The sequence below is a fragment of the Tractidigestivibacter montrealensis genome, from assembly GCF_024741235.1.
In the GTDB taxonomy this organism is placed as follows: domain Bacteria; phylum Actinomycetota; class Coriobacteriia; order Coriobacteriales; family Atopobiaceae; genus Tractidigestivibacter; species Tractidigestivibacter montrealensis.
This window is the reverse complement of record NZ_JANSKA010000001.1, coordinates 326,949-341,165: the sequence shown is the minus strand read 5'-3', so window position 1 is coordinate 341,165 and position 14,217 is coordinate 326,949. Positions and strand designations below refer to the sequence as shown.

The 14,217-nt window shown below is 60.1% G+C and carries 11 protein-coding genes; 10 read left to right on the top strand and 1 reads right to left on the bottom strand.

The window, feature by feature from the left end; all coding sequences use genetic code 11:
• Nucleotides 1-135: 135 nt before the first annotated feature.
• Both NVS32_RS01415 and NVS32_RS01410 read left to right on the top strand, forming a co-directional pair.
• On the top strand, nt 136-1,146 hold the full coding sequence (locus tag NVS32_RS01415) for a BMP family protein (protein WP_258498413.1): 1,011 nt from the start codon (nt 136-138) through the stop codon (nt 1,144-1,146).
• A 181-nt stretch (nt 1,147-1,327) separates the two neighbouring features.
• A complete protein-coding gene (locus NVS32_RS01410) occupies nt 1,328-2,191 on the top strand; it encodes a BMP family protein (RefSeq protein ID WP_258498619.1) in 864 nt (287 codons plus the stop codon).
• Nucleotides 2,192-2,281: 90 nt separating this feature from the next.
• Here NVS32_RS01410 and NVS32_RS01405 read toward each other — a convergent pair whose 3' ends face one another.
• A complete protein-coding gene (locus tag NVS32_RS01405) occupies nt 2,282-3,463 on the bottom strand; it encodes a YgeY family selenium metabolism-linked hydrolase (RefSeq protein ID WP_258498412.1) in 1,182 nt (393 codons plus the stop codon).
• Between the two features lie 330 nt (nt 3,464-3,793).
• On the opposite strand from NVS32_RS01405, the gene NVS32_RS01400 reads away from it, so the two are divergent.
• The 8 genes from NVS32_RS01400 (at nt 3,794) to NVS32_RS01365 (ending at nt 14,216) form a co-directional block, all read left to right on the top strand.
• Nucleotides 3,794-5,302, top strand: coding sequence for an ABC transporter ATP-binding protein (locus NVS32_RS01400; protein ID WP_258498411.1), 1,509 nt, complete (start codon nt 3,794-3,796; stop codon nt 5,300-5,302).
• Nucleotides 5,303-5,308: 6 nt separating this feature from the next.
• On the top strand, nt 5,309-6,469 hold the full coding sequence (locus NVS32_RS01395; RefSeq protein ID WP_258498410.1) for an ABC transporter permease: 1,161 nt from the start codon (nt 5,309-5,311) through the stop codon (nt 6,467-6,469).
• On the top strand, nt 6,469-7,398 hold the full coding sequence (locus NVS32_RS01390; protein WP_258498409.1) for an ABC transporter permease: 930 nt from the start codon (nt 6,469-6,471) through the stop codon (nt 7,396-7,398). Before NVS32_RS01395 ends, NVS32_RS01390 begins: the two co-directional genes overlap by 1 nt.
• Nucleotides 7,399-7,548: 150 nt before the next feature.
• On the top strand, nt 7,549-8,067 hold the full coding sequence (locus tag NVS32_RS01385) for a GNAT family N-acetyltransferase (RefSeq protein WP_258498408.1): 519 nt from the start codon (nt 7,549-7,551) through the stop codon (nt 8,065-8,067).
• Entirely contained in the window at nt 8,064-9,662 is a 1,599-nt protein-coding gene (locus NVS32_RS01380) for an ATP-binding protein (protein ID WP_158553531.1), read from the top strand. The genes NVS32_RS01385 and NVS32_RS01380 overlap by 4 nt, the downstream gene beginning before the upstream one ends.
• A complete protein-coding gene (locus tag NVS32_RS01375; protein WP_117651898.1) occupies nt 9,653-10,408 on the top strand; it encodes a response regulator in 756 nt (251 codons plus the stop codon). The genes NVS32_RS01380 and NVS32_RS01375 overlap by 10 nt, the downstream gene beginning before the upstream one ends.
• 283 nt (nt 10,409-10,691) lie before the next feature.
• Nucleotides 10,692-13,556 carry a cation-translocating P-type ATPase gene (locus NVS32_RS01370; protein WP_258498407.1) on the top strand — a complete coding sequence of 955 codons (2,865 nt, stop codon included), beginning with the start codon at nt 10,692-10,694 and terminating at the stop codon, nt 13,554-13,556.
• Nucleotides 13,557-13,562: 6 nt separating this feature from the next.
• A complete protein-coding gene (locus NVS32_RS01365) occupies nt 13,563-14,216 on the top strand; it encodes a potassium channel family protein (RefSeq protein ID WP_118310753.1) in 654 nt (217 codons plus the stop codon).
• Nucleotide 14,217: the final 1 nt, after the last annotated feature.

The window sequence follows — 14,217 nt, the reverse complement described above, 5'->3', positions numbered from 1 at the left end:
TTTTAGATTTTATTTGCTTAATATTCATTAATTTCAGAATACGTAATCAGTCTGAGACATAACTGCGACACGCGAGAAAGCAATCACCCCTACCGTCATAACCAGCCATTTGGACAAGGTACAGGAGGCGGTCGCATGCATGGTAGGAAGGCACTTGTCGGTTGGGTCTCGGTGCTCATGGCGGTGTTATGCGTTCTGGTGTTGCCAGGTTGCAGCCAGGATTCCTCGTCCTCGGATGCAGCTTCCTCCTCGGGGGATACCGGCCGCACCTACAAGGTAGCCATGGTGCTCAGCGACAGCATCAACGACGGCGGCTGGGGCTCGAGCGCATACCAGGCCATGTGCGACGCGGCTGAGGCCCGCGGTTGGGAGACCGCCTACAGCGAGAACGTCGAGCAGTCCGACTGGGTCACGGTGATGCAGAACTACTGCGACCAGGGCTACGACCTGGTCTTCGCACCGAGCGGGCAGTTTGGTGACGCGGTCCAGCAGGTGGCAAAGGACAACCCCGATACGCACTTCACGATTCTCTCGTCCCAGATCACCTCGGACAACATCGAGAGCATGCTTCCCAACCTCGACCAGATTGGGTACCTCTCGGGTACCCTTGCCGGCCTTCTCACCAAATCGAACCAGGTGACCTTCGTTGGCGGCGTCGAACTTGACACGACTGTGGCAAAGGCGGCCGCCTTCGAGAAGACCGCCAAGATCGTGAACCCGAGCTGCAACGTATCCGTTGTGTATGCGGGGTCGTACAGCGACGTGGCCAAGGGCAAGGAGATTGCCGAATCCGCGATCTCAAGTGGCACCGACGTCATCTACGGCGATGCCTCCGCAGTCGACTCCGGCGAGCGCGAGGCCATAAAGAACCACCCTGGCGTCTACGACATCGCGCAGCCCTCTGACCTCGGGAGCTCTGACGATGACGTCATTGCCTGCTCCATCGTGACCGACAACCGGGTGATGATCGAGCAGTGCCTCGAGGACGTCGAAACTGGCTCCTTTGGCAACAAGCTCGTCGAAGGCTCCCTGGAGAACGGTGCCATCAAGATGGGCACCTTCTCGGAGAAGCTTGTCTCGAAGGACGTCCAGGACAAGTTCGCCGAGTACGAGAAGCAGATCGAGGACGGTACCTTCGGGGAGTAGGTCACTCCCATGGCTCTCGGGCTTTATCGAGAAAGGAGCACGTGATATGGATGTCAGCAGGAGACAGTTTCTGAAGGGCTCGATGTCGCTGACGGCGCTTCTTGGATTGGCAGGGTGCGGGCAGTCCTCTTCCGGCTCGTCCAATGCGGCGGATTCTTCTGATCATAAGTACAGCGTGGCGATGATACTGAACGACAGCATCAACGACGGTGGCTGGGGCTCGAGCGCATACCAGGCCATGTGCGACGCGGCGGAGTCTCGCGGCTGGGAGACCGCCTACAGTGAGAACGTTGACCGCTCCGACTGGGTCACGGTCATGCAGAACTACTGCGACCAGGGCTACGACCTGGTCTTCGCGCCGAGCGACCAGTTCGATGATGCCGTTAAGCAGGTTGCAGACGAGAACTCCGGGACGCACTTCATGGTTCTCTCCTCGGAGCTGACCAGTGACAACATCGAGAGCATGCTGCCAAGCACTGATGACATTGGATATCTAGTGGGGGCCCTCGCCGGACTCCTTACCAAGGTCAACCAGATTACCTATGTCGGGGGAATCGAGTTGGGGACTACGGCGGCAAAGGCCGAGGCATGCAAGAAAGCCGCGCAGATCGTCAACCCAGACTGCAGCGTATCAATTGTGTATGCAAATTCTTACAGCGACGTGGCCAAGGGCAAGGAAATCGCCGAGGCAGCCATCTCAAGCGGCACCGACGTAATCTTTGGCGATGCCTCCGCAGTCGACTCCGGCGAGCGCGAGGCCATAAAGAACCACCCTGGCGTCTACGACATCGCGCAGCCCTCAGACCTTGGCAGCGTGGACGACGAGATAATCGCTTGCTCTGTCGTGACCGACAACCGGGTGATGATCGAGCAGTGCCTCGAGGACGTTGAGAACGACTCTTATGGCAACAAGGTTGTCGAAGGGACAATCAAGAACGGCGCCATCAAGATGGGCACCTTCTCGGAGAAGCTCGTCTCGAAGGACGTCCAGGACAAGTTCGCCGAGTACGAGAAGCAGATCGAGGACGGCACCTTTGCCGCATAGCAGGCCTGCGCCATTGGGTTATCGAAATGAGGGGCTGGCAACGATTTCGGTTGCCAGCCCCTCAACTTGGCTGCCTTAAACTGGGCGAGCTTACCCCAGCAGCGCCTCGAGGATGCCGTAGTAGCTCTCGCACGCACGCTCAAGCTGGGAAATCTCGATGTATTCGTCCACGGTGTGAGCGAGGTCCTCCCTTGAGGGGCCCAGCCCGATCGTCGGGATGTGCGCCTCGCCGGCATAGTGGCTCCCGTTTGTGCAGAAGTTGTACTGCGTTACCTCTGGAGTCAGCCCCTTCTCCTCGAGATGGGACTTGATGCGCTGAATCCATTCGTCGTGCTCATCGTAGAGCCAGCCTGGGAAGAAGCGCTCCGCTTCGATGGTCTCGCCCGTGTAGCAGGTGGCCGATGCATGGGTGAAGCCAACCTCCGCCGAGAGCTGGGGGTCCTTCTCGGACGCCTTAGCTATGAGGTCCTTGACCGGCTCAAGCACGCCCTCTGGGGTCTCGTCCACAAGTAGCCTGCGGTCATAGGTGGCTCGGCATCCCTCCGGGACCACCGATGCGCCAGGATATGGCTCGCTCTTGATGTCCACGAGCTCGAGGATTCCCTTGCCAAGAACAGGATGCTCCGGAGGCTCGAGCCCACGCACTTGCTCGACCAAATCGCACATCTTGTAGACGGCGTTTATTCCCTTCTCGGGGTTTGCGGAGTGTGCCGGCTTGCCATGCGTGACCAACGTGAGCTCGGCTCGTCCTCGCTGGCCCACCTTGATGTTGCAATTGCTCGCCTCGCCGATGATCACGTAGTCGGGCTTGCAGATGCTGCTTACGGTGCGGGATGCGACGCCTTCGAAGCACTCCTCCTGCACCACGCCGGCGACGCAGATGGTGCCAGCGAAATCCCGCTTCTTGTCGGCGGCAAACCAGCCGACCGCCTTCGTGAACGCCGCGTCGGCGCCCTTCATGTCGCTCGTGCCCCGGCCCCAGATCTTCCCATCGTGAATCTGTGCCTCGAAGGGGGGATATGTCCACTTCTCGGCGTTCTCGGCAGGCACGGTGTCTATGTGGCCATCAAATAGAACCGTTGGTCCGGGCCGATTGCCACGGATGGTGCCAATGACGGAGCCATTCTTGTCTATCTGCACGTCGTCAAACCCCAGAGACTCCATCTCCTTGCGAAGACGATCTGCGACGTCCTTCTCCTCTCCCGAATAGCCCTTTGCCCGGATGAGGTCTTGGCACAGTTCTACAAGCTCCCGAGAACGACCCTCTTCCATCTGGTGACTCCTCTCAAGGCCGATGGTCCCGAACTTACGTGCAAACACGTTTGAGGATAGGAGCCGAAAGACAGTGAAGTGGGCCTGGCGGAGATGCCGTAACAGTTGGGTCGCTGCCCGTAACAACCGTCTAACACAACGCTTGGATGGGTCTCGTATCGCCTCGGAGCAGGAAATATACGTGACAAGCAAAGTGTCACGTCTCGCAACAATTGGAAACGCTGCCGCGCCGGTACAGCAACTCTTGCGTTACTGCAGCCGCTTAATCTCATTGGCGGAAGGACTGCCGAGGACCATGCGGTCCTTGACGCGAGTGGAGAGGAGGACGGCATGGCGGAGCTCATGCGCATGGAGCACATAAGCAAGCGGTTCGGGACAAAGCTTGCCAACGATGACGTTTCCCTGGGCGTCAACGAAGGCGAGGTGCACACCCTTCTGGGAGAGAACGGCGCTGGCAAGTCTACCCTCATGAACGTTCTTACCGGTCTGTACCAGCCTACGAGTGGAAAGATCTTCTTCCGGGGGAAAGAGACCAAGATCAATGGTCCCCGCGATGCGGCTAGCATGGGTATTGGCATGGTTCACCAGCACTTCATGCTCATCAACGCGATGACCGCGCTCGAGAACATCACGCTTGGCACGAAGAACAACCCCTCGCCGCGCCTGAATCGCTCTGAGGACAAGAGGAAGGTTCAGGAACTCGCGGATCGCTATGGACTCGAGGTCGACCTGGACGCGCGCGTTGCCGATATGTCCATCGGCATGCAACAGCGTGTCGAGATCCTCAAGGTGCTCTACCGCGGCGCAGACCTGCTCGTCCTTGACGAGCCAACTGCCGTTCTCACGGACGTCGAGGCCGAGGGCCTCTTCTCCATCATGCAGTCCCTCACGGCGGAGAAGAAGGCAGTCATATTCATCTCGCACAAGATGCGCGAGGTCATGAGGGTTTCCGATAGGATCACCGTCCTTCGTGACGGCAAATCGGTCACGACGCTCAGCTGCGCAGAAACCACCTCTCAAGAGCTCGCTGACCTTATGATTGGTCATCGCTTCCGTGAGAGCATCTATGAGAAGGTCACCAACCCTGGCGAGGCGGTCATGTCCCTCAACCATGTCTCGCTCTATCCAGAGCGAAAACATGGTGGCCTGAAGGACGTGTCGCTTTCCATTCACAGGGGCGAAATCGTTGGCGTTGCAGGCATCGATGGCAATGGCCAGTCCCAGCTCGCTCAGGTGGTCACCGGCTTCGCTCAGCCAACGTCTGGGACCGTCGACACCCCCTCGGGCAAGGTTGCCATCTACAGCCCCAAGAGCTTCATCGACGCGGGCGTTGCCGACATCCCCGAGGACAGGAACAGCATGGGCCTCGTTGGTGACATGAGTATCGCTGAGAACCTCATCCTCAAGAACACCGACGACGAGCGATTCTCGTATGGTCACGGGGCATGGTTCAAGTCCAGGCACATCCATGAGTTCGCGGAGCAGATGCGCGAGAAGAACGACATACGCTGCGCCTCCGTTGACCAACCGGTGCGTAGCCTTTCCGGTGGAAACCAGCAGAAGGTCATTCTCGCGCGAGAACTCGAGAGCCACCCGTCTTTGCTCGTGGCTGCCTATCCCACCCGCGGACTTGATATCGGGGCCACCGAGTTCGTTCACGATGCGATGATCAGGGAACGCGATGCCGGATGCGCAATCCTCCTGATCAGCGCGGACTTTGACGAGGTCCTCAAGCTCTCGGACCGCATCGTCGTTCTCTTCGAGGGACAAGTGATGGGGACGTACCCAGGGAAGGGCGCTCCCGTCAAGGAAATCTCTCTTGCCATGGCTGGGAAGTAGGTTGCAATGAGTGCAATTACCGACAAGAAGCAGAGGGAATCGCTTGCAATGAGGTACGAGCGCATCTTCTCGTTCCTGGCGCCCCTCGTAGCCATCCTGATCTCGTTTGTCATCGGCGGAATCGTCATCGCCTGCCTGGGCAAGAACCCCGTGCAGGGATATGCCCTGCTCTTCTCCGGCTCGCTTGGCAACCCTCAGAAGATTGCCAGCTCTCTTGTGAGCGCATGTCCGCTCATCTTCACCTCGCTTGCTGCTGCCTTTGCCTACAAGTGCGGTGTGTTTAACCTTGGCGGAGAGGGCCAGTTCATCATGGGCGCGGTTGCGAGCGTCACGGTCGCGCTCACCTCGGGAGTCGAGGGAGTGCCAGGCATTCTCCTCTGCATCCTCGCGGGCATCATCGTGGGTGCGGTGTGGGCGGCAATTTCCGCAGTCATGAAGATCGTGCGCGGCCTCAACGAGATGATCACCTCGATTATGCTCAACTATGTGGCCACGCTCTTCATGAGCTATGTCTACACGAGCGTCCTTCGAGATGGGGCAAATCCCCAGACGCCCTCGGTTCCCGATTCGCTCATGCTCTACAAGTTCCCCGGCTTCCGCATCCACGCGGGTGTCATCGTTGCGGTCATTCTCACCATCCTTGTCGCATATGTGCTCGATAAGACGTCCTTTGGCTTCAAGGTCCGTGCGGTTGGCCTTAACCCCCTTGCTTCGCGTGTGAATGGCTTCCCGGTGAAGGCACTCATCTTTGTGTCGTTCATCATCTCGGGTGCCATCGCGGGCATGGGAGGGTCCATTGAGCTTCTGGGCAAGCAGTACAGGCTCATGAGCGGCTTTGGGTCCGGCTTTGGCTTCGACGGCGTTGCCGTTGCGCTAATAGCACAGCTCAGCCCCATTGGATCTCTGTTCGTCGCTATCTTCTTTGGCATTCTGACCACAGGCGCCTCGTCCATGCAGGTGGGAATCGCCGTCCCCACTGCCATCGTTGAGATCATCCGGGCGCTTATCATCATCTTCTCCGTCTCCGGCATGGCGTGGCTCAGGCTCCCTAAGACGAAGCAGTTCCTTGCGGTGCTCGCCGCGCGGAGGGATGCCAAGCCAGCAAGGGCAGAGGGTGCGATGGCGTCTGTTGCCGGAACCACGGGAAAAGAGGGGGCGAGGGCGTAATGGACACGATTCTCTCGGCACTTCCTGACATTCTTTCGGCCACGATGAGAATGACCGTTCCCCTGCTCTTGGTGGCGATTGCGGAGCTCTTCAGCGAGCGTGCCGGCATGGTGAACATCGGCCTGGATGGTCTGATGTCTGGCGGGGCACTCGCTGGCTTTCTTGCTGGCTACTTCTCGGGCAACCCCTGGGTCGGTGTGCTCGCGGGAATGGTCGCCGGCGTCCTCATCAACCTCATCTATGCGTACTGTACGATTAAGCTCTGCGTTGACCAGGTGGTGCTTGGAATGGCAATCAACATTCTGGCGCCTGCCCTCGCCTCCTTCTTCTATAAGGTTGCGTTTGGCGACTCCTCCGCGCTCGCCCAGGGCGTCCAGATGGCAACGGTGAGCATCCCCCTCCTGAGCGACATCCCAGTGATTGGTCCGGCGCTCTTCCAGCAGACCCCGCTCGCCTATATTGCATATTTGCTCGTTCCGCTTTCTGCCATGTTCTTCACGCAATATCGCGCCGGCCTCAACTACTGTGCCGTTGGCGAGAACCCCCAGGCGGCGGACACTCTCGGCATCAACGTGATTGGGACCAAGGTGCTTGCATGCGTCATTTGCGGCGCCCTCTCCGGGCTTGGCGGTGCCTTTCTCACGCTGTGCTACACCAGCACGTACGCCGATGGCATCGTTGCCGGCCGCGGCTTCATCGCCCTCTCGGCAGTCATCTTCGGACGCTGGCAGTCCCTGGGCGTGCTTGTCGCCTGCATGCTCTTTGGCTTCTGCGATGCCTTGCAGATCGTCCTGCAGGTCAACATCCAGGGCACTCCGTACCAGTTCTTCCAGATGATTCCCTATATGGTCACGCTCATCGCGCTCGTGCTCTTCGTCTCGAAGCACATGGGCCCGGCGGCCAACGGCCAGCCCTACTACCACGAGTAGAGCCAAGGGGTCAGGCATCGCCTTCGCCCGGCTACGTCACGCGCGTTGCCGGGCATTCTTCTTGGTCATCTAGTCACCACAATAATACGTTGTCGCATTCAAGGGGTTACAATGGCGTGCAGCTCAAAGCCCTTATTCTTGGGAGCATTCATGCACATTCGTCCAGCAACCCCTGCAGACCTCAAAGGCGCGCTCGCCGTCTATAAGAGCGCCCGTGCCTTCATGTGCAAGTCCGGAAACCCCAACCAGTGGGGAGACAGCTTTCCTCCGCGCGAACTGGTAGAGCAGGACATCTCCACGGGGGCGCTGCGCGTCTGCGTGGACGAAAACGACGAGGTGCTCGGCTGCTTTGCGTTTCTCTCCGGTCCCGAGCCGGATTACGCGCACATCTTTGAGGGCTCGTGGCCCAACGACGAGCCCTACGACATGGTGCATCGCTTCGCCGTCTTGCGCCAGGGGAGGGGTGTCGGTGGCACTATGCTCGACTGGGCGCTGGAGCACGGGCGTAACCTTCGCGTCGACACCCATCGCGACAACAAGCCCATGCAGGGCCTTCTCGACAGCAGGGGGTTCTCGTACTGCGGCATCATCAGGATTGGCCGCAACGGCGATGAGCGCCTGGCCTACGCATGCTGCGACCCCAAGGCGCGGGAGGTCCCAGAGCGATGAGGCACGAGTCGGTTATCCAATCCGGGCATCTCTCATCAATCGTCGAGTTTCGCGAGAGGCTGTCCTGCGGTACCCGCCACGTCGTCGACGCCATCGTGATGGCTGGGCTCCTTGTGGCCGCGACGGCCGTGGGCATGGGGTTTGATTCCCTCGGGATGGGTGCTGCGTCAATCGTTGTGGTCTACGTGCTCTCCGTACAGCTAGTTGCGCTCTTCACAAACAGCCGCCTCCTCAGCGTGATTTCTACTGCCGTCTCGGTACTCGCGTTTAATTATTTCTTCACGTCACCGCGACTCTCCTTTGCAGCATGGGGCAGCCAGTATCCCGGAGAGTTCATCGTCATGTGCATAGTCGCGTTCGTCTCGAGCGAGCTTTCCGTAGAGCTGCGTCAGCGGATTCGAGGAGAGCAGGAGACCTCAAGGCTCCTGAGAGTGCTCCTCGAGACCGATCACATGCTCCAGGGGCTCGAGGGCCCCACGGAGGTTCTCGAGGCGACAGGAGCCCAGCTCGCTAAGCTCCTCGACCGAGATGTGGTCTGGTATGAGTCAACGGGCGAGAAGGTCGAGCCTCGACGGAGCTTCACCCCTGCTGGGGAGAGCCCGGCCTGGGGTCTTGATGTGCTAACCGAACCGTCGGTCGCGATGTGCGCCTTCGAAAATGGCGAGCCGGCGGGAGAAGGCACACCCCGCTTCTCCTCTGCCTCCGGACTCTACTTGCCCGTAGGGGACAAGCGACCGTCTGAGGGCGTCATGGGCATCCTCATGGGCGACCGACCCCTCGAACCCAACGAGAGAAGTGTCGCCTCCGCCGTCATTGGTGAGGCGACACTCGCACTGGGTCGTATTCGAGCGCTTAGGGAACGCGAGGAGGCGCAAATGAGCGCGGAGAAGGAACGGCTCCGTGCCAATCTCCTCCGCTCCATTTCGCATGACCTGAGGACGCCTCTGACCTCGATCATCGGTAGCGCCGACATTCTTCTCGACAGGGATGGGTCTCTCGATGTTACTGAATCCCGTCGTCTCCTCGAGGGCGTACGGTCTGATGCAGCCTGGCTCAGTGAAACCGTGGAGAACCTCCTGGCGATCACCCGCCTAGAGAATGGGGGGATGCGTCTTAATACTAGCCTCGAGCTCATGGATGACATAATCGAGGAAGCACTTCGCCACGTGGACAGGCGCGTCTCGGAGCATTCGCTCGTCGTTGAGCCTTCGGATGGCGACTGCCTGGTAGACGTGGACGCGCGTCTCATGGTGCAGGTGATAGTAAACCTGGTGAACAATGCGGTAAAGTACACGCCGGCTGCCTCGCACATCACGATTGCCCTGCGGAGAGACGGCAGCTGGGTGAAGACCAGCGTATCGGACGATGGTCCGGGGATACCACCCGGGGATCGTGATGGGGTCTTCGAAACCTTCTATACTGTGGGCCATGGTCTCGCCGATGGTCGTAGGAGCTTCGGCCTTGGACTTTCGCTCTGCAAGTCTATAGTTGAGGCTCATGGTGGCTCGATTCGCCTTGATTCCGCTAGGCCGCATGGGTGCGTGTTCACCTTTACGCTTCCCGCGCGGGACCTGTCTGGAGGGGAATGCCGGTGACAACTGCCAATGGCCAGCCCAGAATACTCGTAGTCGAGGACGACGCAGCAGTGCGCAACCTCATCGCGACCGCTCTGGACTCATATGGTTACGCGCGCGTCGTCGCCGTCACCGGTCGCGAGGCAATAGCGCGGGCAGCAACGGACAACCCAGATCTGGTTCTCCTTGACCTTGGACTTCCCGACATCGATGGCGTGGAGGTCGTGCGCTCAATACGCGGGTGGTCGCAGATGCCCATCATCGTCGTGAGCGCCAGAGCGGAAGATGCCGACAAGATCGACGCCCTGGACGCCGGTGCCGACGACTATGTGACAAAGCCCTTCTCGGTCGGGGAGCTTCTCGCTCGGATTCGCAGCTCCCTTCGCCGGCTGAGCTACTCGGGAGCAGCCAATGCCGAGCCCACACCCACACCGTCTGTCTTCGAGGACGGCGACCTTCGCATCGACTATGACGCGGGAATCGTGACGCTGGCTGGCAGCGAAGTGCATCTCACCCCAATCGAGTACAAGCTCCTCTGCCTCCTCTCGCACAATGTGGGCAAGGTTCTCACCCACGACTACATCCTCCACGAGGTGTGGGGAGACGGCCAGGGGGGCGACCTTGCCTCGCTTCGGGTATACATGGGTTCGCTCCGCAAGAAGATCGAGACCGACACCGCCCACCCCCGCTACATTCAGACGCACGTAGGGGTTGGCTATCGCATGGTTGGGATGGGCCAGGGCGAGGGCGCCACGCGCGACGCATAGTCCAGGGTGGTTTGGGCCAGGCCATCGCGCTTGTGGGCCTGCTTTCACACAATAAGGATAAATTAAGACAACATTACTAAATCTACTTGCGCCTTTAATGGCATCTTTATCGCTGACTCATTAGTTTTTTATGCTGCAGGTATGCTGAATTCGGCTGCGCTCCCAAACTAGGCTTTGGGGGGTGCCGCGATGGATAGGCTTTCCTTTGCGTCGACGCCATCGTCGATGCCATGCACGCCGCCCATGGCGGGATGGTGTGCATCTAGTTGAAAGGAGGGCCTTCGTGGAAGCTCCCAAGCAGGCTTCGTCCTCTCCAATCGAGGAGATAGCGAAGCTCACGCCTGACAAGGTCTTCTCTGCGATGGGAACGGCTGCGGCTGGTCTCACGTCCGACGAGGCGGCAAGCCGCCAAGCCCAGTGCGGGAAGAACACCATTCAGGCAACCAAGAAGAAGTCCCAGGTTGTCGTCTTTCTCTCAAACTTCACGCACCTCATGGCCATTCTGCTCTGGGTCGCCGGCATCATCGCCTTCGTTGCCGGCATGCCCGAGCTTGGTGTGGCAGTTTGGTTGGTGAATGTCATCAACGGGTGCTTCAGCTACTGGCAGGAGCACCAGGCAGACAAGGCGACCGAAGCGCTCAAGAAGATGCTCCCCTCATACGTGAACGTCATTCGTGACGGTCACGAGCAGAAGATCCTTGCGGAGGACCTCGTCCACGGTGACGTGATGCTCCTCGAGGAGGGCGACAAGATCTCTGCCGACGGTCGGGTTGTTCGCGCGAGCGACCTGCAGGTAGACCAGTCGACGCTCACAGGCGAGTCCAACCCCGTGCGCAAGACCTCCGATGCGGTGCTCGACGAGGACCTCACTGCCTCTGAGACCCCCAACCTCGTTTTCGAGGGCACCTCCGTCTCTGAGGGGAACGGTCGCGTGGTCGTGACGCAGATCGGCATGTCGACCGAGTTTGGCAAGATCGCGAGCCTCACCCAGAACATGGGCGAGAAGCAGAGCCCCCTCCAGAAGCAGCTTGATCACCTCACCAAGCAGATCACCGTCTTTGCGCTGTTCATGGGCATCGTCTTTCTCGTGCTTGACGTGGTGTTCGTCCACAACAGCATCGCTGCCTCCTTCATATTTGCACTCGGGATGGTTGTTGCCTTCATACCCGAGGGCCTGCTCCCCACGGTCACGCTTTCGCTTGCAATGGCCGTTCAGCGCATGAGCAAGCGCAATGCCCTCGTCAAGTCGCTCTCCTCGGTCGAGGCCCTGGGCTCGACGAGCGTCATCTGCACCGACAAGACGGGTACGCTCACCCAGAACGAGATGACCGTAAACCACCTGTGGACTCCATCTCGCGAGTACGAGGTCACGGGGGTCGGCTACGCACCCAAGGGCGAGGTCCGCGCTGATGGGCGCAGCTTCTCGGCCGCAGACGACGATGACCTCCGCCTGCTCCTCGTTGGCGGTGCGTTGTGCTCGAATGCACGCCTTATCGAGCCCGAGAAGGAGGGCGGACGCTACACGGTACTCGGTGACCCTACCGAGGCGTGCCTACTCGTCTCCGCGCAGAAGGCAGGCCTCGACCTCTCCGAGGAGGAGCGCCTCATCCCCCGCGTGCGCGAGCTTCCCTTCGAGAGCCGTCGCAAGCGCATGTCCACCATCCACCAGCTTGAGCGTCCCCTCGACGGGGCTACCCGCGTGGCGTTCGTGAAGGGCGCCCCCAACGAGTTGGTGCGTCTTTCGACGAAGGTTCGCGTGAACGGCGAGGTCGTCGAGATGACCGACTCCCTGCGCGACAAGATCATGCATGCCAACGACGGGTATGCGGAGGACGGCCTGCGCGTGCTTGCGGTTGCCTATAGACCGATTCATCGTGACGAGAAGGGCGTCCCCACTTCCGTCAGCGAGTACACCCCAGACGTCATCGAGCATGACCTGACCTTCGTTGGCCTCGAGGTAATGCAGGATCCCCCGCGTCCCGAGGTTGCCGCTGCAGTCGCTGAATGTCATCGCGCTGGCATCCGCGTCATCATGATTACTGGCGACTACGGTCTGACTGCAGTCTCCATCGCCAGGAAGATCGGCATTGTGAAGAGCGCCCACCCAAAGGTGTTCTCCGGCCCTGAGCTCGAGAAGACCTCGGACGAAGAGCTGCGCAAGGCCCTCGAGGGCGAGGTTGTCTTCTCTCGCATGGCTCCTGAGCAGAAGCTCCGCGTTGTTGAGAACCTCCAGGCAATGGGCGAGGTCGTCGCAGTGACGGGTGACGGCGTCAACGATTCCCCCGCGCTCAAGAAGGCCGATATCGGCGTTGCCATGGGCGTGACGGGGACCGACGTCGCCAAGGAAGCTGCCGACATGATTCTCACGGACGACAACTTCGCCTCCATCGTGAGCGCGGTCGAGGAGGGCAGGGCCGTCTACGCGAACATCAGGAAGTTCATGCTCTACATCCTCAACTCCAACGTGCCCGAGGCTGTCCCCTCCGCTGTCTACCTGTTCTCTGGCGGCGCCGTGCCGCTCCCTCTCACCACGATGCAGATTCTCACCATCGACCTGGGTACCGACATGTTCCCTGCCCTCGGCTTGGGCTCCGAGCCCCCGGAGAAGGACGTCATGAACCGTCCTCCGCGAGACCCCTCCGAGCCCCTGCTCACGGGGAAGGTCATGCGCAAGGCGTTCCTGTGGTACGGCATTCTCGGCGCTCTCTCCTCGCTTGGTGCGTTCTTCTTCGCCCAGTGGGCGGCGGGCTGGCGTCCTGGTGACACGATGTTCGGCGTTGGCGCGGACCTCGACCCCACGTACGTGAGGGCAACGACCATGGCGCTCGCGGCCATCGTGTTCTCGCAGATCGGCGAGGTCATGAACTGCCGCACGGAGCTTGCTTCTGTCTTCTCGGTGGGCCTGTTCTCGAACAAGCAGGTCAATAAGGGAATACTGTTCGAAGTGGCACTCATCGTGTTCATCACCCTGTTCCCGCCGTTCCAGGACGTCTTCCACACCTGCCCGCTCAACGCGTGGGACTACCTCTACCTCGTGCTTCTGCCCCCTGCGGTGCTTGCGCTCGAAGAGGCGAGGAAGGCAATCGTTCGCAGGCAAGGCCACTATGATCGCAACGGCGTCCGCATGGACACCCAGAGTGAAAGGTAGGACGTCATGAACGTTATCATCGTTGGGCTCGGCCGCATGGGCATAGGGCTCGCGAGGAAGCTCGATCGCCAGGGGCACAACGTGTGCGCCATCGACCAGAACCCCGAGCGCCTCGAGGAGCTCGGCGAGGGATACACCGGCCGCAAGCTCGCAGGCGTCGGCTTCGACCGCGACGTTCTCGCGAAGGCCGGCATCGACCGCGCCGAGGCGGTCATTTCCTGCACCACCTCAGACGAGGCGAACATCGTGATTGCGCGCATCGCCCGCGACTCCTACAGGGTTCCGCGCGTCATTGCCCGAATGTACGACGTGACCAAGGCCGATACATATCGCAGGTTGGGCATTCAAACCATCTCGACGACCGACTGGGGCGTGCGTAGGGCCTGCGAGCTCCTCACGTATCACCAGCAGGACTCGGTCTTCGAGGTGGGCACGGGCGAGGTTCAGATTGTGCGTGCCGACGTGCCGCCCCTGCTGGAGAACCTGCCAGTCAAGGAGATCACGGTGGTCGGCGAGATCAAGGTCGTTGCGATTTCCCACAACAACCAGACTTTCATTCCCACGTCTGGGACCCTGTTGGGCCACGGTGACGTGGTTTACGCGGCGGTGGCGAGCAGCTCCCTGGAGAAGTTCGCTCATATTCTGGGCAAGACGGAGTAGG

Coding starts and splice junctions, on each gene's coding strand:
- NVS32_RS01415 (WP_258498413.1), top strand. CDS start 136: ATGCATGGTAGGAAGGCACTTGTCGGTTGGGTCTCGGTGCTCATGGCG.
- NVS32_RS01410 (WP_258498619.1), top strand. CDS start 1,328: ATGATACTGAACGACAGCATCAACGACGGTGGCTGGGGCTCGAGCGCA.
- NVS32_RS01405 (WP_258498412.1), bottom strand. CDS start 3,463: ATGGAAGAGGGTCGTTCTCGGGAGCTTGTAGAACTGTGCCAAGACCTC.
- NVS32_RS01400 (WP_258498411.1), top strand. CDS start 3,794: ATGGCGGAGCTCATGCGCATGGAGCACATAAGCAAGCGGTTCGGGACA.
- NVS32_RS01395 (WP_258498410.1), top strand. CDS start 5,309: ATGAGTGCAATTACCGACAAGAAGCAGAGGGAATCGCTTGCAATGAGG.
- NVS32_RS01390 (WP_258498409.1), top strand. CDS start 6,469: ATGGACACGATTCTCTCGGCACTTCCTGACATTCTTTCGGCCACGATG.
- NVS32_RS01385 (WP_258498408.1), top strand. CDS start 7,549: ATGCACATTCGTCCAGCAACCCCTGCAGACCTCAAAGGCGCGCTCGCC.
- NVS32_RS01380 (WP_158553531.1), top strand. CDS start 8,064: ATGAGGCACGAGTCGGTTATCCAATCCGGGCATCTCTCATCAATCGTC.
- NVS32_RS01375 (WP_117651898.1), top strand. CDS start 9,653: ATGCCGGTGACAACTGCCAATGGCCAGCCCAGAATACTCGTAGTCGAG.
- NVS32_RS01365 (WP_118310753.1), top strand. CDS start 13,563: ATGAACGTTATCATCGTTGGGCTCGGCCGCATGGGCATAGGGCTCGCG.